The sequence below is a fragment of the Lentzea sp. NPDC051838 genome (assembly GCF_040681245.1).
Lineage (GTDB): Bacteria > Actinomycetota > Actinomycetes > Mycobacteriales > Pseudonocardiaceae > Lentzea.
Map to the genome: position 1 here is coordinate 311,804 of NZ_JBFAYI010000001.1, position 19,051 is coordinate 330,854.

At 69.4% G+C, this 19,051-nt stretch carries 18 protein-coding genes; 9 read left to right on the top strand and 9 right to left on the bottom strand.

The genetic code is table 11. The features are described 5' to 3' along the window. The first annotated feature begins 177 nt into the window (after positions 1 to 177). Positions 178 to 840, top strand: a complete 663-nt coding sequence (locus AB0M24_RS01225) for a hypothetical protein (RefSeq protein WP_363759134.1) — start codon at positions 178 to 180, stop codon at positions 838 to 840. Here the strand turns inward: AB0M24_RS01225 and AB0M24_RS01230 are convergent. The 4 genes from AB0M24_RS01230 to AB0M24_RS01245 form a co-directional block, all read right to left on the bottom strand. Beyond that, positions 734 to 1,852, bottom strand: a complete 1,119-nt coding sequence (locus tag AB0M24_RS01230; RefSeq protein ID WP_363759137.1) for a VanZ family protein — start codon at positions 1,850 to 1,852, stop codon at positions 734 to 736. The two genes, AB0M24_RS01225 and AB0M24_RS01230, sit on opposite strands and share 107 nt — an antisense overlap. Before the next feature lie 121 nt (positions 1,853 to 1,973). Then, the gene (locus AB0M24_RS01235) at positions 1,974 to 3,011 is read right to left on the bottom strand and encodes a right-handed parallel beta-helix repeat-containing protein (RefSeq protein WP_363759140.1); all 1,038 of its coding nucleotides are present in this window, start codon (positions 3,009 to 3,011) and stop codon (positions 1,974 to 1,976) included. A gap of 34 nt (positions 3,012 to 3,045) precedes the next feature. Then, entirely contained in the window at positions 3,046 to 4,254 is a 1,209-nt protein-coding gene (locus AB0M24_RS01240) for a glycosyl hydrolase family 8 (protein ID WP_363759143.1), read from the bottom strand. Positions 4,255 to 4,425: 171 nt separating this feature from the next. Beyond that, a complete protein-coding gene (locus tag AB0M24_RS01245; RefSeq protein WP_363759146.1) occupies positions 4,426 to 4,608 on the bottom strand; it encodes a hypothetical protein in 183 nt (60 codons plus the stop codon). Positions 4,609 to 4,777: 169 nt separating this feature from the next. On the opposite strand from AB0M24_RS01245, the gene AB0M24_RS01250 reads away from it, so the two are divergent. Both AB0M24_RS01250 and AB0M24_RS01255 read left to right on the top strand, forming a co-directional pair. After that, complete coding sequence (locus AB0M24_RS01250; RefSeq protein WP_363759149.1) at positions 4,778 to 6,151, top strand: hypothetical protein; 1,374 nt, start codon at positions 4,778 to 4,780, stop codon at positions 6,149 to 6,151. A 73-nt stretch (positions 6,152 to 6,224) separates the two neighbouring features. After that, a complete protein-coding gene (locus AB0M24_RS01255) occupies positions 6,225 to 7,217 on the top strand; it encodes a ferritin-like protein (protein ID WP_363759152.1) in 993 nt (330 codons plus the stop codon). On the opposite strand, the gene AB0M24_RS01260 is transcribed toward AB0M24_RS01255, so the two are convergent. Continuing rightward, the gene (locus AB0M24_RS01260; RefSeq protein WP_363759154.1) at positions 7,159 to 8,613 is read right to left on the bottom strand and encodes an MFS transporter; all 1,455 of its coding nucleotides are present in this window, start codon (positions 8,611 to 8,613) and stop codon (positions 7,159 to 7,161) included. The two genes, AB0M24_RS01255 and AB0M24_RS01260, sit on opposite strands and share 59 nt — an antisense overlap. A 53-nt stretch (positions 8,614 to 8,666) precedes the next feature. On the opposite strand from AB0M24_RS01260, the gene AB0M24_RS01265 reads away from it, so the two are divergent. Next, positions 8,667 to 9,371, top strand: a complete 705-nt coding sequence (locus AB0M24_RS01265) for a TetR/AcrR family transcriptional regulator (RefSeq protein ID WP_363759157.1) — start codon at positions 8,667 to 8,669, stop codon at positions 9,369 to 9,371. A gap of 2 nt (positions 9,372 to 9,373) precedes the next feature. Here AB0M24_RS01265 and AB0M24_RS01270 read toward each other — a convergent pair whose 3' ends face one another. Beyond that, positions 9,374 to 9,739 (bottom strand): cupin domain-containing protein, encoded by a 366-nt coding sequence (locus tag AB0M24_RS01270; protein ID WP_363759160.1) that lies wholly within the window; start codon positions 9,737 to 9,739, stop codon positions 9,374 to 9,376. A gap of 184 nt (positions 9,740 to 9,923) precedes the next feature. Between AB0M24_RS01270 and AB0M24_RS01275 the strand changes: the two genes are divergently transcribed. Continuing rightward, complete coding sequence (locus AB0M24_RS01275) at positions 9,924 to 10,442, top strand: hypothetical protein (RefSeq protein WP_363759163.1); 519 nt, start codon at positions 9,924 to 9,926, stop codon at positions 10,440 to 10,442. Here the strand turns inward: AB0M24_RS01275 and AB0M24_RS01280 are convergent. Both AB0M24_RS01280 and AB0M24_RS01285 read right to left on the bottom strand, forming a co-directional pair. Next, positions 10,409 to 13,126, bottom strand: coding sequence for a BTAD domain-containing putative transcriptional regulator (locus AB0M24_RS01280; RefSeq protein WP_363761534.1), 2,718 nt, complete (start codon positions 13,124 to 13,126; stop codon positions 10,409 to 10,411). The genes AB0M24_RS01275 and AB0M24_RS01280 overlap by 34 nt on opposite strands. A gap of 86 nt (positions 13,127 to 13,212) precedes the next feature. After that, complete coding sequence (locus AB0M24_RS01285) at positions 13,213 to 14,046, bottom strand: glutaminyl-peptide cyclotransferase (RefSeq protein ID WP_363759166.1); 834 nt, start codon at positions 14,044 to 14,046, stop codon at positions 13,213 to 13,215. Positions 14,047 to 14,195: 149 nt separating this feature from the next. Between AB0M24_RS01285 and AB0M24_RS01290 the strand changes: the two genes are divergently transcribed. After that, on the top strand, positions 14,196 to 15,491 hold the full coding sequence (locus AB0M24_RS01290) for a diacylglycerol kinase family protein (RefSeq protein WP_363759169.1): 1,296 nt from the start codon (positions 14,196 to 14,198) through the stop codon (positions 15,489 to 15,491). A gap of 34 nt (positions 15,492 to 15,525) precedes the next feature. After that, entirely contained in the window at positions 15,526 to 16,359 is an 834-nt protein-coding gene (locus AB0M24_RS01295) for a class II glutamine amidotransferase (protein WP_363759172.1), read from the top strand. Here the strand turns inward: AB0M24_RS01295 and AB0M24_RS01300 are convergent. Further along, a complete protein-coding gene (locus AB0M24_RS01300) occupies positions 16,344 to 17,372 on the bottom strand; it encodes an AraC family transcriptional regulator (RefSeq protein ID WP_363759175.1) in 1,029 nt (342 codons plus the stop codon). The two genes, AB0M24_RS01295 and AB0M24_RS01300, sit on opposite strands and share 16 nt — an antisense overlap. Before the next feature lie 124 nt (positions 17,373 to 17,496). Between AB0M24_RS01300 and fabG the strand changes: the two genes are divergently transcribed. Continuing rightward, entirely contained in the window at positions 17,497 to 18,201 is a 705-nt protein-coding gene (gene fabG, locus AB0M24_RS01305) for a 3-oxoacyl-ACP reductase FabG (protein ID WP_363759178.1), read from the top strand. After that, entirely contained in the window at positions 18,201 to 18,821 is a 621-nt protein-coding gene (locus tag AB0M24_RS01310; RefSeq protein ID WP_363759181.1) for a response regulator transcription factor, read from the top strand. The genes fabG and AB0M24_RS01310 overlap by 1 nt, the downstream gene beginning before the upstream one ends. Positions 18,822 to 19,051: the final 230 nt, after the last annotated feature.

Sequence of the window (19,051 nt, forward strand, 5' to 3'; positions counted from 1 at the left end):
AGGGTAAGGCCGGTGTCGCGGCTTGGCCTCCGTGCCAGTACGGAGGTCAGGTCCGGGGGCGGTACCGATGTGCGGGGTCGCCTTCCGCGGGTCTTCTTGAGGCCCGCGGGTTGGCCGATCAGGTCGGCGCGCGGATCACGAGACCAGCGGCACCAACGTCACCGGAAGGCCGGAACCATGTCCGTCGAATCCCTCACCTTGACCCCGACCTCGACCCGCGGTCGCGTCACCCTCCTCGCCGCGGTCCTGGCCATCACCTCAGTCGTCGCGGTCGCCGGCGGACTGCTCTGGCCGGAACCAGCGGCAGGCGGCGAGACCTACGCGTACTCCGACATCGCGGCGAACCGCGGCCTTTGGTGGTCGTTGCTCACCGGCCTGGCGACCATGGCCGTGGTCAACGTGCCGTTCCAGGCCCTTGCCACGATGTTCCTGGTCCAGGGCCGCGGCAGCACCTGGGCCACCTGGGGAGGCGTGCTGATGTGGCTCGGCACCGCACTGCAGACCGTGGGCGTCGCGGGCTGGGCCACGGCCTACTACTTCCCGACCGATCCCGCGGTCGGCGCAGCGGCGGGCGACGCCGTGATCCGGGCCGCCAACAACGACGCTCACCTGTTCGCGCTGATGATCCCGGGCGCGGCGCTGACGCTGGTCGGCACGGTGCTGCAGTGCGTCGGACTGTTCCGCTCGCACGCCGTGCCCAAGTGGGTGCCGATCGCGCTGCTCACCGTCGTGCTCACGTTCGTGATTCCCGGGAACGGGCTCGCCGGCCTGCTGACGAGCCTTCCGATGGCGGCAGGGGCGATCGGTCTCGGCTACCACGCCTGGCGAGCCGCGAGGTGACCCCGGCCGCGTACTCGTGCCAGCCCCGCTGGTCCCGCCGGAACACCGGCACCACGAAGGCCCCGGTCACGAACACCGCGACGACGGCCAGGTCGAACCGGCCCAGCCCGAGCCACGGCGACACCACGACCGCGTAAGTGAGGAATCCGGTGACGCCGAGCAGTTCCCGCACCACCAACTGGGCCGGGTTGGCGCGGGAACCGTTCTCCCGGCGGATCCGGTAGTCCAGCAACACGCCGCCGACGGTCATGCCGTTGGCCGCGACCGGGAGAACGATCCGGAACAGCACGAGAGCCCCGATGGCCCAGCGCGGATCAGGGAGCATCCGGGCGATCACGACCACCAGCACGAGCTCGGCGATCAGGCCGAGCAGCCTGCGGGGCACCGACACCGTCCCGTCGGGCGCGGTCGAGTCCTCGGACGACGGCACCCTGGGCACGACGAGCGCGACCGGTGCCACCATCCAGCCCAGCAGCGAGCCGAAGGTGTTGGAGATCAGGTCGTCCACGTCGGCGATCCGGTACGGGCACGGGTAGTAGCCGAAGTTCCCGGTGTACTGGACGACTTCCACCACGAGCGAAACGCCGAGACCGAGGGCGATGGCGGCGAGCGGGCCCTTGCCGTACGCCTTGCGCAGCACGATTCCCAGCGGCACGAACAGCACGACGTTGAACAGCTGCTGCAGGAACGCCTGCGACCGCACCATGGCGACGATGCCGGAACGCCCGTAGGCCGCCATGTTGTTGTTCATGTCGGTGACCCACTGGAACGGGACCGTGGACAGCATCTGGTCGCCCTGACACACCTGCGACCGGTCCGGGAACGGCAGGAAGATCAACGCCAGCGCGACCAGGCCGTAGAGGAGCAGGCCGTACAGCACGAACGCCCGGCGCGGCTCCACGCGGCCGAAACGCCAGTAGTGCAACGCCACCAAGGGGATGAGCACCATCAGCCCGATGCCCACGAACGCCAGGAAGCCGGTGCGTGCGGTCTCCCAGTACGACGCCATCATGAGCGATCCAATGCCCGTTGCATCCAGGCGCTCAAACCACCGAGGACGAAGATGCGTCGGACGGACGCATCGGGTGCGGCCGGTCAGTCCCCACAGGCACGCGAGGACTGACCGGTGTCACCTACGGCGTGACCTTCGCGTTGGTCAGCCCCTTCTTCGCGCCCGTCACGGTGTTGGACGCGTACACGACGTTGGGCTTGCTCGTGCACTGCGACACCGTGGTGATCCTGATGGCGTACTCGCCGGAACCGCCGACGTCGGACCTGTTGTTCTTCCAGGTGTTGCCGCACCCGCTCGCGCTGCCGGTGATCTGGTGCGTCTCGTAGCCGTTGGCGAGCGTGCCGGGCTTGCGGAACGTGCCGGTGTTGTTCTCCAGCAGGTATCCGGATCCCTTCACGTCCACCCACGAGTCGGCGGAGTGCTGACCCGAGATCCCGGTGCCGTTGAAGGTGTTGCCCCGGATCACGCCGTTGACGGTGCCTTCCTTGATGTCGATGTGCTCACCGGTGACGTTCGGGCCGATGGTGTTGTTGAGCACCTGAACGCGGTCCGACTTGTCGACGCCACCGCTGTTGCCGTGACACTCCCAGTTGGACTCGGCCGATCCGATGTAGACACCTTCGCCGTACCCGATCTGCACGAGTCCGGTGTCGGTGACCTTCGAGTTGCGGATGATGCTGTCGGCGGAGGACTTCCGGAAGTGCACGCCCTCCTCGTCGACGTGGTGCACGGTGACCTTGTCGATCACCGTGTGGTGGGAGTTGTCCGCGACGATGCCCTTCTTGGACTCCGCGACCGTGAAGCCGGTGAGGTTCCAGTAAGGAGCGTTTACCAGCCAGAGTCCGTAGCCGGAGTCGAATCCCGGCGCCGGGGCCGGGCAGTCCGGCGGGTCACCGGCGGGGCCGTCGTTGATCAGCACCGCGCTCGCCGGGCCGGTCAGCGTGATCGGCTTGGCCGCCGTTCCGCCCTTCTGCGTCAGGAACGCGCCGCGGTACGTGCCGGCCGCGAGCTGGATCGTCTGGCCGGGCGTTGCCGCTGTGAGTGCTGCTTTGAGCTGTGCCGCGGTCGAGACGTTGACGGTGTCCGCGGCGAGTGCTGGTGTCCACTGCGCGGCGAGGGCCACAGCGGCCAGTACCGCCCACGTTTTGTTGTAGGACAAGAGAACCTCCGAGGCTGGGTAGAGGGAACGGAGGTCAGGGAGCGACGAAGTTGCCGGACAGGATGATCAGCACCTGCAGCGTGATCCCCGTGCCGTAGTAGTCGTTCTTGTCCGGGGTGAACTTGGTGATCTGCGTGAACAGCTTGTCCAGCCACGCCTGGCTGCCGGGGTCGGTCATCGCGGCCACGGCGAACGGCGCGGTGAAGCACGGGTGCTCACCCGTCTCGGTCGCGGTGCCGTTGAGCTTGTAGCCGGAGCCGATCTTGGCCGGGTCACCGCCGGTCTTGGACTGTATCCACGTGTTCATCCTGCGCACCTGGGCCTTCGCCGCGCTGCCCTCGGCGGTGATCGCGTCCGCCCCGAGCCGCCACGGGTCGCGGCACGCGTTCCAGCTGTAGGCGCCGTCGTACGCGCCCTCGAGGAAGTTCGCCGGCGCGGGCTTCGGGGTGCTGTTGGTGTTCACCACGAAGTCGGGCAGCAGACCGGTCGTGCTCGCGTACTGCGACTGCAGCTTGGTGACCGCGTTCTCCGAGGTGCTCAGCACGCTCGACCACGTGGAGTCGCCGGTCGCCTTGGCGAACGCCCGGAAGTGGCCCGGCATCCAGTCCGACGACCGCGAGCTGTTCTTGTACTGCGCGTCGTTGCCCCAGTCGCCCAGCAGCAGGAACTTGGTGCTGGAGTTGAGCTCGGACTTCTTGATGGCGTTGATGACCCGCTTGGCCTCCGCCAGGTAGTTCACCCCGCCGGAGCTGCCCCACACCTTGTCCGCGATCAGCAACCCGTACGCGATCTCCAGGTCGCCGTCGGTCGCGGAGTCGCTTCCGTTGACGCTCTTGCAGTTCGCGTCCTGCTCGGCCGCGTGCAGGTCCTTGTTGTTGACCGACGGGTGCGCCTTCACGAACTTCAGGATGCCGTCGAAGATCGCCCGCGCCTGCGGGTCCTTGCCGCCCATCATCGCCGCGATCGTCATGCCGTACCCCTCGCCCTCGGCGACGAAGGAGTGGTCGGCGTCCTTGGAAAGCACGGCATAAGTACCGGAACCGCACTTGGTGGTGAGGAAGTTGGTCTTCCAGAAGTTCCAGTACTTCATCAGCGCCGCGTCCTGCGTGGCCTGGTCCGCGGACGGGCGCAGCGTGCCGGGGACGTAGGGGGAGGCGGCCTGGGCCGCGATCGCCGAATGCGTGGTGATCAGACTGGTGGCCGCGACAGCCGCCAATGCCAGTGCTTGCAGGGTTTTGCGCATGAGCCCCTCACTCGGTGAGACCGGATCTCGTTGCAGGGCGGCGATTTCGGTGAGAGTCGCATACGTCTAGACCTCTGGTCAATATGATAGGAAACTTTACATACTTAATGTGAAATGTCTGATGTGGTGGGTTTGACCGCTACTGCGAATTCATGGATGGGAACGCGTTCATCATTTGCAGGGCAGTGCGAACCATCGGCCGGGCTGGACCACCCGCAGTTCGCCGCGGGTGGCAAGCTGCTCGCACGCGGCGAGGAGTTCCTCGTCCGTCGGATGGGCGTGTCCGTTGCCGGAGAGGAAGAACTTGATTCGCCAGACGTCGAACGCTTCCACGTTGCCGCTCGCGTCCTGCATGCCGCTCGCGCCGGGAGATCACGAACGGCTGACTCCACCCGTCGCGAAGCGCCCCCGACGTAGCTCCATTCGGCTTCAACAGCAGACGAGGTGCCTTCGTCCACGTTGGGGAGTCTGCAGGTGGTCGCGTGCACTACGCTGTCCAAAAGATCCGCTGGGGGGCGATCGCATGATCAACGAAGACTGGGGCCTGCGCGACTTCTACGCCGGCGTCGAGGACCCGAACGTCAGCTACACGATCATTCTTGTTGCGGGAGAACAACTTCCGCTCGCCGTCGTCAGGCAGACCGGCACCGTCGAGGAAGCCTTCACCCACACCCTGCGCTGGGAACCGTCCGACCTGCTCAGCCGGGCAGCGACCGAACCCACGTGGACCGCGAAACCGGCGAGCGTCGGATACGCCAACGGTTTCCTCGTCGAGATGGTGCGGACGATCCGCGCGCGCCAGCACCTGTCGGAGTTCGCCGACTACAAGTACTTCGCGGTGTTCCGCGAGACGATGGACGTCCTCGACTTCTCGAAGGCGCACGCGTTGGTGCGCCGGCCTGAGTTCTACGGCGACGAGGACTACGCGGGCCACAACACGTGGGAGGCGTGCGACACGCTGCACGACATCGACCGCGGCGAGGACATGCGCCGGGAGTACGTCGCGATCAGCGCGGACGAGGCTGATGAACTCAGGCAAAAGATCGACCACATCTGGGCGAACGACATCCTGCGGCACTTCGTCGTCACGATCAACGGCAACCCGTTCTCGGTGGTCGGGGTGCCGCGCAACCCGAACTCGTCGGTCGGCCGGATCATGTTCACGAGCGACGGCGAGTTCGTGCCCGGTGATCTGCTGAGTCAGGTCGAGGGTCAGCCCGGGGTGGGTGCCGACGAGGTGAGCTACGACTACGCGGTCGCGATCATGGCCGCGCTGGTCTGCTTTCACCGCGGGCAGAAGAAGGCCGAGCTGACCGGCGGGTACGCGGTGTTCCGGCGTCAGGTCGACGTGCTGGACCTCGACTCGGCCTACGGGCTGGTGCGCGAGCCGGGGCCGGACGATCCGGTCGCGCTGCCGTTGAGTGACGCAGAGGCCTACCGCCTCTACCTTCGGCTGACCGTGCGGGCTGCGCGACGCAACGCGAAGCCCGTTGGCAGCTATTACTACTTCGCCGTCCTGGATTCGCTGAGGGACGCCGCGGAGCCCGGCAAGGCGTTCTCGCTCGTCCGGTGCGCGGCTGACCGCGAGCCGGTGTGGGAGATGTTCCTGCGCCAGGGGGAGTGGGTGCCGACGGCAGGGCCGTTGACGCTCGTCACGTTGCCGATCGGGGCGGACGACGTGCGGGCGATCTCGGTCAGGCTCGAGACCGAGACCCGGTACTTCCAGATCACCAACGGCGAACCCGGCTTCATGAAGTTCGTCCGGCGCACGCCCACGAGCGAGGCGACGCGCGAGCACCCGGACGCGCCGTGGCAGCCGTGCGACGTGCTCGGCAACAGAGAGCCGGGGTGGACGATCACGCAGCCCGCGTGGCTCGCGGCGCGGGAGAACGCCTGAGGTCTGTCACAACGGGGAGCCCCGTCTTGTCTTGGTTGTCGACACCTGCCGACCACGAAGACGAGGCTCCACAATGGACACCATCGAGGATCTCCGCCGCCACCTGCAGTGGGCGATCGAGCTCGAACACGCGACCATCCCGCCGTACCTGTGCGCGCTGTACTCGCTCGACCCCGGCCGCAACGCCGAGGCCGCCGAGGTGATCATCGGCGTGGTCGCGGAGGAGATGCTGCACCTCGCCCTGGCGGCGAACCTGCTCAACGCCGTCGGTGGCGAGCCGAGGCTCGACAACCCGGAGATGTTGCCGCCGTACCCGCATCCGTTGCCGCACGGCGACAAATCGGTGCACGTGCACCTCGCTCCGTTCGGCGAGGAAGCGCTGGAACTGTTCCTGCGCATCGAGCAGCCCGCGTCGGCCGACGCGCCGCCGGAGTCGGACCAGTACGAGACGATCGGGCAGTTCTACGCGGCGATCGAGGCGGGCATCCGCGCGCTGTGCGACGAGCTCGGTGAGGAGAAGGTCTTCAGCGGCGACCCGGCGAAGCAGGTCGGAGAGTTCCACCTGCGCAACGCGGGCGGCTCGGTGATTCCGGTGCACGACCTGAAGTCCGCACTGGCCGCGCTGGGCGAGATCGTCGAACAAGGCGAGGGAGCTGCGCGGACGGACGTGTGGGACGGCGACCACGACGTCTTCCACCCGTCACGCGAGGAGGTCGCGCACTACTACCGGTTCCAGGAGCTCAAGCACGGCCGCCGCTACCAGGCCGGCGACACCCCGCAGTCCGGGCCGACCGGGGAGGAGATCGTCGTCGACTACGACGGTGTCCTGCCGACGCCTACCAATCCCCGGATGTCCGACGACTTGGAGATCCGCGCCGGGCAGGAGAAGTTCAACAACGCCTACTGCCTGCTGCTGTTCCAGCTCGAGGAGGTCTTCAACGGCAACCCGTCGGGGCTCGGCGCGACCGTCGGCACGATGTATCAACTGAAAGCACTGGCCCAGGACCTCATGAAGCAAGGTGCGGGTCCGACGTTCGAGTACGTGCCCGTCGAGGAGCGGTCTTGAGGTAGGCCCAGCCGACGAGCGCGGTCGCGACGAACGTGAGCAGCAGGCCGCCGACAGTGACCGCGTTCTCGAACTGGGCGGCCTGGTGCGCCGTCCAGTTCGGCTGGGCGATGCCGCCGGTGAACATCAGCGCGAGAACCGTGCCGCTGACGGCGACACCGGCGGCCGAGGTGACCTGCGAGGCGGTGTCGACGAGCGCGGCACCGATCGAGGTCCTGTTCTCCGGCAGGCCTTTCAGCACGTTGACGCCCGCGACCGCACCGACCACGCGGATGCCGATGGCGACCAGCACCAGAGCGAGAGCGACCGGCAGGTATCCGAGACGGCCGAACAGCGCGTAGACGGCGAGTCCGGCCACGGTCACCGCGCCGCCGAGCCACGCGGCCCGGTCGAGACCTGCCCACCGCACGAACCGGTTCACGAACGGACCACCGGCGATCAGCACGACGACCTGCGGCAGCATGCCCGCGGCGGCGAGGGCGGGCGACCACTGCCAGTCGAGCTGCAGCTGGAGCGTGACGAGATAGGTGAGCCCGGCCGCGGCGAGACCGGTCGCGGCCTTGTACGCGAGGCCCGTGGCGACCAACGGCCGGGCGAGGAGCTTCAGGTCGAGCAGCGGATGACTTGCTGAGCGCGCGCGTACGACGAAGAGGACACCGATCACGACCGTCAAAGCCGTAGCGGCCCACGGTAGCCACGACTGAGCGCCTTGCTCGACGAAGAACGTCGGCACGACCAGCGCGAGCACGATCGTCGCGGTGCCGAGGACGCCGCCGAGGAAGTCCGCGGGGTCGCGGTGCAGGTCGGTGTCGGCACCGATGCCGCGCGCGATGCCGACGAACGCGAGCACCGAGATCGGCACGTTGATCAGCAGCAGCACCTGCCACGGCGCGACGGTCAGCACGAAGCCGCCCAGAGGTGGTCCGATCGCCAGGCCGACCAGGCCCACGGTCGAGATGAACGTCATGGCACGGACGCGCAGGTCGTCGCCGGAGAACAACCGGAACGCGAGCGCGATCGAGCCTGGCGTGGTCATGGCCGCCGCGACACCCATCAGCGACCGCACGGCGATGAGCTCGCCCACGGACGTCACGAACACGGTCGCCAGGCTCGCGAGACCGAGCAACGCCAGGCCGACGAGCATCACGCGCCGGCGTCCGAACCGGTCGGCCACGGCGCCGAACACCAGCATCAGTCCGCCGAACACGACGGCGTAGGAGTTCGACACCCACTGCAGCGCGGTTGTCGAGGCCTGGAGGTCGCGCCCGATCGTGGGCAGGGCGACGTTGAGGATCGAGTTGTCGAGCATTTCGAACAGGAACACCGCGGACAGCCCGGCGAGGGCGACCCACGCCTCGCGCAGCGACCGCGGTCCGGTGAGTTGGGAAGTAGTCACGAACACCGTTCTACGGACGAACACTGTTCGTGTCAACTGGTAGGGTAGGTGACATGAAGCGCAAGAGCTCGTCGCGGGAAGAGTGGGCGGCCCAGATCGCGGCCCTGGAAGACGTGCCCCCGGCGCGCAAGGAGCCGATCACGGTCGACCGCATCGTCACGACGGCGCTCGCGCTGGTGGAAGCCGAGGGGTTCGCCGCGCTGACCATGCGTCGGGTGGCCGCCGCGCTCGGCACCGGCCCGGCCTCGCTCTACGCGCACGTGCGGAACAAGGCCGAGCTCGACGACCTGCTGATCGGCACGCTGAGCCGCAACGTGTCGCTGCCGGCCCCGCACGCGGGAAGGTGGCGTGCCCAGTTCGTCGACGTCTGCGGGCAGCTGCGCGACCAGTTCCTCCACTATCCGGGCATCGCGCAGGCGGCCCTCGCGGCGGCTCCGGCGAACCTCGACACGCTGCGGATCACCGAGGGCCTGCTCGCGATCCTGCTCAAGGGCGGGGTGGAGCCCGAACCGGCGGCGTGGACGATCGACGCCGCGCTCCTGTACGTCAGCGCCTACACCGTGGAGGCGTCACTGCGCAGGCACCCGGACCGGGACGAGGATTCGCGGGTCGTGGACCGCGACGAGATCCTCGCCCGGTTGCGGATGCTGCCCATCAGCCGGTTCCCGCACACGGTCGAGCACGCGGACAAGCTCAACTCGGGCGAGGGGCACGAGCGGTTCGAGTTCGCGCTTCAGCTGATGCTCAAGGGGTTGTGACGTCAGGTCCGTTTGGCGTAGTTGTCGTACCCGGCCCAGTCGACCAGCACGCACGGTTCTTCGCCGACGACCCACGCGTCGTGGCCGGGCTCGGCGATCATGTAGTCGCCGGGCTTGATGTCCTCCTCCTGACCGTCGTCCATCACGATGTGCATGCGCCCGGAGATGCAGTAGCCGCGGTGCGCGACCATGCAGCTGTCGGTCTGGGCGATCGGCTTGACGTGGTCCGACCAGCGCCAACCCGGCTGGAACACGGCACGGCCGACCGCGCCGGACTCGACGTTGAGCAGATCCAGCTGACCCATGCCCTGTTCGAAGGGGCGGGTCTCCTCGGGCGTGTCGAAGCTCTTGACCAGCAGACCGGACATGGCCACCTCCTCGGAAACTGTCCATCGAGGACACCACGCGAAAGGCCCTGTGCGCGCGTGGCACAGGACCTGTCCGATAGGGCCGAATGGACGCACCTCCTCCTCCGTGTATCGGTGGTGTATCGGCCGTGGATGAGGCCCCCAGACGCTGTGCGGGCAGTGCAGACAGCGAAAAGGGGATCTCATGCGGTTCACCAAAGTCACGGCCGCGGTCGTCGGCCTGATCGGCGCGGCCCTGATCGGCACCGCCGCGCCGGCGGGTGCGGTCAGCGGGGAGGCGTTCAGCCCGAACGTCGAGATCGCGCAGCCGTGGCTCGACGACACGGCGACCGTCTCGGCGGTCGACGGCGACATCACCATCCAGCAGACGGCGGCCGGCGCCATCAAGTGGATGTCCGACCGCCGCGGCAGCACCGCCTACGAGGGCTACTGCGAGCGCGCGGTGCGCCTGGCGTGGGCCCGTTCGACGCACCACGCGTCGGCCATCGACCACTGGCGGTCGAGTGACGGCGCCCGCCACACCACGGGCACGCCGCCCAAGGGCGCGTTCGTCTTCTGGAACACGAGCCAGTACGGCCACGTGGGCATCGCGGACGGTGCGGGCGGCTTCTGGTCGACCAGCGTCGGCGGCAAGATCGGCCACGGCAGCTCGACGGGGTACTTCCGCAACTACCTCGGCTGGAAGTACGGCAACAGCAACTGATTCGCGGAATCCGCCGCGCGCGCCAAAGTGCGCAGCGCGGCGGGTTCGCCTTCTCTGTTGCCTGTCCTTCGATACGTGTCCAGCGCTTGCTGCACGAGGTCGTGCGCTTCCTGTGGGTGGCCGTTGGAGATCAGCGCCTCGGCCAGCTCGACCTGGGCGAACGCCGTGCAGCGCTCGTCGGTGAGGTCCATCAGGATCGTCACGGCCCGACGCGCGCTGGCCAGCTCCTCCGCGTGCTCGCCGGTCGAGCGGTACAGCGCCGAAAGCCGGACCAGCACCAGCGCTTCCCGGTGTGCGTCACCGAGATCGGCGGCCAGCTGCCGGGCGTTCGTGAGCCATTCCCTTGCCTCGTCGAGGTTTCCGAGCGAGCCGTGGACGCCCCCGATCGACGCCCGCACGTGCGCGACGGAGTGCAGATCGTCCGCGGATTCCAGCAGCCGCAACGCTTCCACGTAGAACTCCAGCGAGCGCTCGTACTCCGCCCGCAGCCGGTACACGACACCGATGCCCGCGACCGCCGTGCCCTCGCCGCGCTCGTCACCGACCGAGCGGTAAAGTTCTTGTGCCGCAAGCATTCCCTGCTCGGCCTCGGCGAACTCGTCGCGGTAGATGTGCACCTGGGACAGGCCTCGCAACAACGCCGCTTCGCCGGCGCGATTGCCCGCCGCGCGAACACATTGCAGCGCCCGCGCGTGGGTGCGAGCCCAGTCCTCGTAGTGGCTGTGCAGGTCGAAGAACGGCACACACGCCGCCGCGAGCTGCCACGCCACCTCGTCGAGACCTGCTGCTGCCGCGATGTCGACCGCACCGCACAGCGTTCGCCGTTCCGCCTCGAACCACGCGACCGGCTCGGCAAGCAGGTGTTCCGGGGCGCGAACGGGATCCGCGGACGCGATCGTCGTGCCGAACGTGACGGGCAGGCGGCGCGCTGCCGTGACCGCGAGCCACAACCACGCCCGCAACGTCCGTTCCAGCCCGTCCGACGACGAGGCCAGGTCCAAGGCGTGGCAGCGCAGCAGGTCGTGGAGGCGGTAGCGCGGCTGGCCGATGCCGTCGGCACCACAGGACTCGAGCAGATGAGCGTCGACCAGGCCGTCGACGAGATGTTCGGTGCCAGGCGAGTCGAGCAACGTCTCGACCACCCAGCCGGGGAAGTCGTGCGGGCCGAGCAACGCCAGCCGCACGAACGCCTGGAACTCCGGTTCGGACAGCTGCCGGACGCTGAGATCGAAGCTCGCCCGCACCGCCAGCTCTCCAGAACTGAGCTCGCGCAGTCGCGTCGACTCGTCGACCAACCGTTCGCGCAACACCTGCATCGACCAGCCACCACGACCGGCCAACCGAGCACCCGCCACCCGGATCGCCAACGGCAGGTGCCCGCACGCCGCAGCGATCGCCGCGGCCTCGTCCGGCTGGGCGCTGACCCGGTCGGCGCCCGCGATGCCCGCCAGCAGTTCCGCGGCTTCCTCGGGCGCGAACGGCTGCAGCTCGACCTGCAGCGCGCCCGGCAGCTCCGACAGCCTGCGCCTGCTGGTCACCAGGACCGCGCAGCCCGCGTCGGCCGGGAGCAGCGGCACGACCTGGCTCACCGAGGCGGCGTCGTCGAGCACCACGAGCACCCGTCGTCCGGCGAGGCGTGAGCGGTAGAGCGCGGCACGGGCCGTGGTCTGCGACGGCAGCGCGGCGCCCGTGACTCCCAAGGCGTGCAACAGTTCCGTGAGCACCTCGCTCACCTCGCGCGGGTGTTCCGCGGTGCCGCCGAGGTCGACGTGCAGCTGGCCGTCCGGGAAGTGATCGCTGACCTGGTGCGCCACCCGGATCGCGAGCGTCGACTTGCCGACACCCGGCGGTCCGGTCACCCCGGCGACCGGCGCGGACACCGAACCGCGTCGCAACGCCGCTACCAGGAGCCCGGTTTCCGTTGCACGGCCGCAAAAATCGGACACCGAGGGCGGTAGCTGGCGGACGGGTGCGGGGCCTGACTCGTCGCGGAGCACCGCGAGCTGGGCTTCGCGCAACGCCGGTCCGGGCTCCAGACCGAGCTCATCGGCGAGTCGTGCGCGCATGTCCGCGTAGACCTGCAACGCCTCCGCGCGCCGGTTGTCCTGCTGCAACGCCAACACGAGCTGTCCGCACACACTCTCGCGATACGGGTGCGAGTCGAGCAGCGCCCGCAGTTCCGGGATCGCTGTGGCGCACTCGCCAGCAGACACCTGCAACGCGAGCCGCTGTTCGGTCGCCCCGAGACGAGCCTCGTCCAGGCGTGCGATGGCCGGCGTCCAGGCGTCGTGGTCCGGCAGGTCTTCGAGCGGACGTCCGCGCCAGAGGGATTCGGCCTGCCGCAACAACTCCAGCGCCGCGTCAGGCCGTTGGCGGGCGTCGGCGACCAACGAGTCGAACAGGGAGATGTCGAGTTCGGGAGCAGTCAGCTCCAGCACGTAGCCGGTGCCGTGGGTGCGGAGCCGTTCGTCGAGCAGGTGCCGCAACTGCCAGACGTACGTGCGGACGTTCTGGACCACCGAGCGCGGCCGGGACACGGGCCACAACGCCTCGACGAGTTGGTCGAGCGAGACGCCGGTGTTCACGTGCAGCGCGAGGTGCGCGAGCAGAGACCGTTGCTTGACGCCGCCGAGACTCTCCCGGCGATCGTCCCGCCAGACCTCGAGCGGACCCAGCACCCGCACGCTCAACCCGCCGATGGCTCCTCCGCTCTCCAGCGCCGGAGGATAGTGCGACCGGACGGCTCAACGCAGGTGTTCGCCGAAGTAGGTCACGGCTGGAGCTTGATCCGGTACCGGTGCCCGTAGTGGCGCCCGGTGAGCCACAGCTCGTCCGCGGCTCCGCGCACCCCGGCGACTCCGCCGATCACCTCGTCCGCGCCGGTCGGCTGTTCAGCCACCGTGACGGCGGTCAGGTCGGCGACCGCCGTCACGAGGCCGGTGGAGAGGTCGACCCGGATCATCCAATCCGTTCCGGTGACGACCGCCCACGCCTGTGGATCCCCGTCGACGCTCACGCAGTGCAGCTCGCCGAGCCGTGCGGTGCCCCATTCGCGCGTGACGACCGAGACCTCGCCGACCAGCGCGGCGGTGTCGGGGTCGCGCAGCAGCAGCCGGGTCGTGCCGTCGGACTGGACGAGGTGGGTGCCGTCGTGGCAGAGGCCCCAGGTCTCGTGCGACGCGGGGCCGCGCCGCCGTTCCGCCAGCGTGCCGGGATCGTGCAGCACCGCGAAGCCCGCGCTGAGGTGCCACAGCCCTGCGGGGGTGAGCGCGATGCCGCTCGTGGCGGGTTCCGGCGGCACCGGTTGCTGGGCGCGGATCGCACCGGTGGCCGGAGTCACCGCGCGGATCGTCCTGCCGGTGTTCTCCACCAGGACCTCTCCGGCCAGCTCCAGGCCACGGGCGTCGGCCCGGTCGGTGGGCAGGCGTTCGAGCACCCGCACGCGGAAGGTGTGCGACGCCGGTCCTGCCCGACTCGTGGTGACCGAGACCGGGTGGGCCATGTTCTGCGGAGCCGGGGTGGCCGGGGCGCACGCGGTTGCGCACGCCAGCACCGCGACGAGTGCCAGTCGGTTCAGCAAGTCGTTGACGCACAACGAAGTCACGAGATCGATCGTGCGCAGGGCCGGCCACGCCCACCTCGCCCATCGCGGATGACCTTCGGAGAGGTGCTCATCCCTCGCGGAGGAGGCCGGGGGTGGTGACGAGGCACGAATCTTCGCAGGGACACAGCACGAACGAAGGGGACGAGGACATGGCTGACACGAGACGACGCTGGCTGGCCCGGTTCGCCTTGCTCGCGGCAGGAGCGGCAGTGGTGCTGGTGCTCGCGGTCGCCGGACTGCGCGCGGGTGTGGGCCTGGTGGCGATCGGTGTGGCGGGGACGGCGCTGACGCTCGCCGGTGTCTGGTGGTTCCTCACCCGGCGAGGCGTCCTGCAGTGGCTGGCGGGGTTCGTCGTGGTGTTCGCGCCGGTCGCGGTGGCGGTCGTGTACGCCCAGGCCGGGTTGGTGTGGCTGGTCGGGGTGTGCGCGGTGCTGTGGATGATCGCGCTGGCCTGCGGACGACGTGCGCTCGGCGTCCCGGGTGATCCGGACGAGGAGGAGGTCGCGCCGCCACGGCACCCGTATCTGATCATGAACCCGCGTTCGGGCGGCGGGAAGGTGGGGAAGTTCGGTCTGGCGGAACGCGCGTGGCTGCTGGGTGCGCGGGTGTACCTGCTCGACGGTGAGCAGGACGTCGCCGAGATCGCCCGCCAGGCCGTGCGCGACGGCGCCGACCTGCTGGGCGTGGCCGGTGGCGACGGCACCCAGGCGCTCGTGGCGGAGGTCGCGGCGGCGCACGGGGTGCCGTTCCTGGTGATCCCTGCCGGGACCCGCAACCACTTCGCCCTCGACCTCGGCCTGGACCGCGACGATCCCGTCGGCTGTCTCGACGCCCTCAGCGACGGCGTGGAGCTGCGCGTCGACCTCGGAGTGATCGGTGACCGCACGTTCGTCAACAACGCGTCGTTCGGTGCCTACGCGGATTTGGTGCGCAGCCCCGCTTACCGCGACGACAAGATGGGCACGATGCTCGACCTGCTGCCGGAGCTGCTCGCCCAGGAGGAACCCGAGCGGCGGCTGCACGTCCAGGCCGGCGAGGTGGAGGTCGACGGGCCGCAGGCCGTGCTGGTCAGCAACAACCCGTACGGGACCGGCGACCTGGCCGGCTGGGGACGCAGGCCGTGCCTGGACGGAGGTCAGCTCGGCGTGCTGGCGGTCACCGTGCACAACGCCGCCGAGGCCGTCGGCCTGATGCGCGGACGGCGAGGCTCCGCCGCGTTGCTCGAACGGACCGCGCCCGAGGTCGTGATCACCGCCGACACGCCGTTGCTGGCAGTCGGCATCGACGGCGAGGCAGTCACGATGCCCACCCCGGTCCGCTGCAGCACCCGGCCGGGAGCCCTGCGCGTGCGGGTACCGCGCCACCGAGACCCGATCGCGGCGCCGCGTCCGGCGGTGGACTGGGCGCGGCTGCACCGGCTCGCCTTCACCGCCGATCTCACCTGATCCGGGTGAGCCGACGAAACCCCAGGAGGACGGCATGTGCAGATGGCTCGCGTACTCGGGTTCCCCCGTGCTGCTGGAGGAGCTGCTCTACAAACCGGAGAACTCGCTCGTCACCCAGAGCAGGCACTCCCGGCTCGGCGTGGAGGCGACCAACGGTGACGGGTTCGGCGTCGGCTGGTACGCGACCGCGGACGCACCGGGTCTGTTCCTCAGCACCGAACCCGCCTGGAACAACCGGAACCTGCGCGAGCTGTCCGCGCAGATCGCCTCGGAACGGGTGTTCGCGCACGTCCGCGCGTCGACCGGGAGCGCGGTGCAGCAGACCAACTGCCATCCGTTCCGGTACGGGCGGTGGCTGTGGATGCACAACGGCCTCATCACCGATTTTCCGTTGGTGCGCAGGGAGCTCGCGTTCCTGGTCGACCCGTTGTTCTACCCCGCGATCGAGGGGTCGACGGACTCCGAGATCCTCTTCCACCTCGCCCTCACGTTCGGACTGGAAACGGATCCGCCGGCGGCTGTGGCCCGCGCGGTCGGCTACGTCGAAGCGGTCGGCGAGGGCCACGGGATCGCGCACCCGATCCAGATGACGGTCGCGACGACCGACGGCGAGACCACCTGGGCGTTCCGCTACTCCAGTCAGCGTCAGTCGCGAAGTCTGTTCCACAGCACCGACATCGCGACGCTGCGCGAGCAGTACCCGGACAACCCGAGGCTGCACGGGTTGTCCACCGACACGAGGCTGGTGGTGTCGGAACCGCTGGGAGACCTGCGCGGTGCGTGGCGCGAGGTGCCGGAGTCCTCCTGTCTCACCATCAACGGAGACATGCAGGAGATGCGCGCGTTCAAACCTCACCGTGCCACGTAGGCGGTGGGCGTGGTGCCGGTCCACCTGCGGAACGCGCGGATGAACGTGGCCGCGTCCGCGTAGCCGAGCCGCAGCGCTACCTGCTCGACGCTCAGCCGGTGCTGCGTCATGAGCTCGATCGCCTGGAACCGCCGGGCTTCGTCGACGAGCTGCCGCAGGGACGTCCCTTCGACGGCGAGGTGCCGGCGCAAGGTGCGGGGCGACAGGTGCAGGCGCGCGGCGATCAGGCCGGCGTCGGTCACCCCGTCCGCGATGACCGCTCGAACGTCGCGCGCCACCCGCGGCGAGCGACGTTCGAGCAGCAGCGAGCGGCACGCCCGTTCGCAGACCGTCGTGGTGAGCGGATCCGCCTGGGGCAGCGGGAGATCGAGCACCGCTGTGTCGGTGACGATCGCGTTGTGCGGCGCGTCGAACTCCACCGGTGCGCCGAGGGCCTGGCCGTAGTCGGCGGACACGGGGGAGGAGCGAAGTTCGACGCGCATGGACGGCGGTGACTCGTCGAGGATGGTGCGCAGGATTCCGGTCGTGACGGCGATCTCCCGTTCGACGAGGAACGGCCCCAGCTCCTCCTGGCCGGGCCCGTCGTCCACGATCAGCGCGGCCTCGTCGCCCCGCACCCGCATGCTCAGGCCGGTCACCGCGTAGGTGAGCGGCAGGTAGCGCAGACCGAACTCGACGGCACCCCGCACGGTCGGGCACGTCAGCAGCGCGAACCCCCAGACCCCGTAGGCGCGCAACGAAAGCCGTTCCCCGACCGCGAAGCCCACACCGGGCGCGTGGCCGGTCGCGGTGACCAGGTTCGCCGCCACGGCCAGTTCCTGCGCACCGCTCACCACAGAGCCGTCGTGCAACATCTCAGGTGAGATTCCCGTGCTGTGCAGGCATTCCCGTGCGCCCACCCCGTGCTGCGCGCCCACCTCGACCATCGCGCGCACGCCGGCCGTGCCTCGGCGGAACTCGGGTGGTTGGCCGGAAAGGTCAACACGTCGGCCGCGCGGGCCATCAGGCGACACCGTCTTTCTCCCTACCGTCGAACCAGGTTGAGGGCGCCGGTGCCCGAAGCCGATCCCACGATAGGGGCGGCCGGGTCACCGACCAGCGGCATCACCCGGACGCCGATGATCCAGAAGGAGCATCATGACCCGCACAGTTCTGGTGACAGGCGGCAACAGGGGCATCGGCCGGTCGATCGCGGAGGCGTTCCTCGGCGAGGGCGCGCAGGTCGCCGTGACGCATCGCGGCGGCGACTGCCCGGACGGCGCGTTCGGGGTGAAGTGCGACGTCAGAGACCGCGAGCAGGTGGACGCGGCGTTCACCGCGGTGGAGGCGGAGCTGGGGCCGGTGACCGTGCTGGTGGCCAACGCCGGCGTCACCGACAGCACGCTGATCACCCGCATGACCGAGGACAGGTTCAGCTCGGTGGTGGACACGAACCTCACCGGGGCATGGCGGTGTGCGCGCCGTGCCGCAACGCCGATGGTGCGCGCGCGGCACGGTCGCATGATCTTCATGTCCTCGGTGGTCGGCATGTACGGCAGTGCCGGCCTGACGAACTACGCCGCCAGCAAGGCGGGCCTGATCGGGCTGGCCCGCTCGCTCGCCCGCGAGCTCGGCGGCCGCGGCGTCACGGCGAACGTCGTCGCGCCGGGCTACGTCAACACCGACATGACCGCCGCGCTGCCCGAGCAGTACGGCAAGCAGTACCGCGACGCGATCCCGTTGCGCCGCTTCGCTGAACCCTCGGAAGTGGCCGCGACGGTGGTGTGGCTCGCGAGCGAGGGGGCCCGGTACGTGACGGGCGCGGTGATCCCGGTCGACGGTGGCCTCGGGATGGGGCACTGATGTCCGTCCTGTTGATCGACGACGAGGTCCTGGTGCGCAGGGGGTTCCGGCACGCGCTGGAGGAAGCCGGTCTGGCCGTGGTGGGGGAGGCGGCCGGGCTCGTCGAAGGGCTGCGGCTGGCGCAGCTGCGTCAGCCTCGGGTGGTGATCACCTCCGACGTCACCGGTCTCGCGCGGTTGCGGGCGTGCGCCGGGGGCGTGATCGCGCTGGCAGGGGAAGGCAGTGACGCCTGGCTGCACCAGGTGCTGACCGACGGTGCTCGCGGCTTTCTGTTGAAGCGGGCCAGTCACGAGGAACTGCTCGCCGCGGTGCGGGCGGTCGCTCGGGGGCACGCGTACCTCTGCGCCGAGGTGACGGGACGGCTGCTCGACCGGTTCGAGATCCTGCCCCCGCCCGAGGAGGTGGATCGCGGGCTTGGGTTGCTGAGCGAGCGGGAACGGCAGGTGCTCGCGCGGATGGCGCGGGGGCGCAGCAACGACGAGATCGCGCGCGAGCTCTACCTGACCTGTGCGACGGTGAAGTCGCACGTGTCGCACATCCTCGCGAAGCTCGGGCAGCCCAACCGGATGCACGCGGCGTTGTTCGCGCAGCGGTTGGGGTTGTTGAGCCGGACGGGGTGAGGGCGGCTGGGAGTCGGCGCGGGCTGTAGTTGTTGCTCGCCGTATCGGGTGCTTGGCGGGGCTGGGTGGGCGCGGGCTGCGGTTGTCGCTTGCGTTGTCGGGTGGTTTGGCGGGGCTGGGTCGGCGCGGGCTGCGGTTGTCGCTTGCCGTATCGGGTGGTTTGGCCGGGCTGGGTGGGCACGACCTGCGGTTGCCACCTGCCCCATCGAGCGGCTCCGGCCGGGCGGGGT

What these genes read in the sequence shown, in the direction of transcription:
- AB0M24_RS01310 (WP_363759181.1), top strand. Translation starts at nt 18,201, where the DNA reads ATGTCCGTCCTGTTGATCGACGACGAGGTCCTGGTGCGCAGGGGGTTC.
- AB0M24_RS01295 (WP_363759172.1), top strand. Translation starts at nt 15,526, where the DNA reads ATGTGCAGATGGCTCGCGTACTCGGGTTCCCCCGTGCTGCTGGAGGAG.
- AB0M24_RS01230 (WP_363759137.1), bottom strand. Translation starts at nt 1,852, where the DNA reads ATGATGGCGTCGTACTGGGAGACCGCACGCACCGGCTTCCTGGCGTTC.
- AB0M24_RS01290 (WP_363759169.1), top strand. Translation starts at nt 14,196, where the DNA reads ATGGCTGACACGAGACGACGCTGGCTGGCCCGGTTCGCCTTGCTCGCG.
- AB0M24_RS01265 (WP_363759157.1), top strand. Translation starts at nt 8,667, where the DNA reads ATGAAGCGCAAGAGCTCGTCGCGGGAAGAGTGGGCGGCCCAGATCGCG.
- AB0M24_RS01245 (WP_363759146.1), bottom strand. Translation starts at nt 4,608, where the DNA reads ATGCAGGACGCGAGCGGCAACGTGGAAGCGTTCGACGTCTGGCGAATC.
- AB0M24_RS01250 (WP_363759149.1), top strand. Translation starts at nt 4,778, where the DNA reads ATGATCAACGAAGACTGGGGCCTGCGCGACTTCTACGCCGGCGTCGAG.
- AB0M24_RS01240 (WP_363759143.1), bottom strand. Translation starts at nt 4,254, where the DNA reads ATGCGCAAAACCCTGCAAGCACTGGCATTGGCGGCTGTCGCGGCCACC.
- AB0M24_RS01255 (WP_363759152.1), top strand. Translation starts at nt 6,225, where the DNA reads ATGGACACCATCGAGGATCTCCGCCGCCACCTGCAGTGGGCGATCGAG.
- AB0M24_RS01225 (WP_363759134.1), top strand. Translation starts at nt 178, where the DNA reads ATGTCCGTCGAATCCCTCACCTTGACCCCGACCTCGACCCGCGGTCGC.
- fabG (WP_363759178.1), top strand. Translation starts at nt 17,497, where the DNA reads ATGACCCGCACAGTTCTGGTGACAGGCGGCAACAGGGGCATCGGCCGG.
- AB0M24_RS01270 (WP_363759160.1), bottom strand. Translation starts at nt 9,739, where the DNA reads ATGTCCGGTCTGCTGGTCAAGAGCTTCGACACGCCCGAGGAGACCCGC.
- AB0M24_RS01275 (WP_363759163.1), top strand. Translation starts at nt 9,924, where the DNA reads ATGCGGTTCACCAAAGTCACGGCCGCGGTCGTCGGCCTGATCGGCGCG.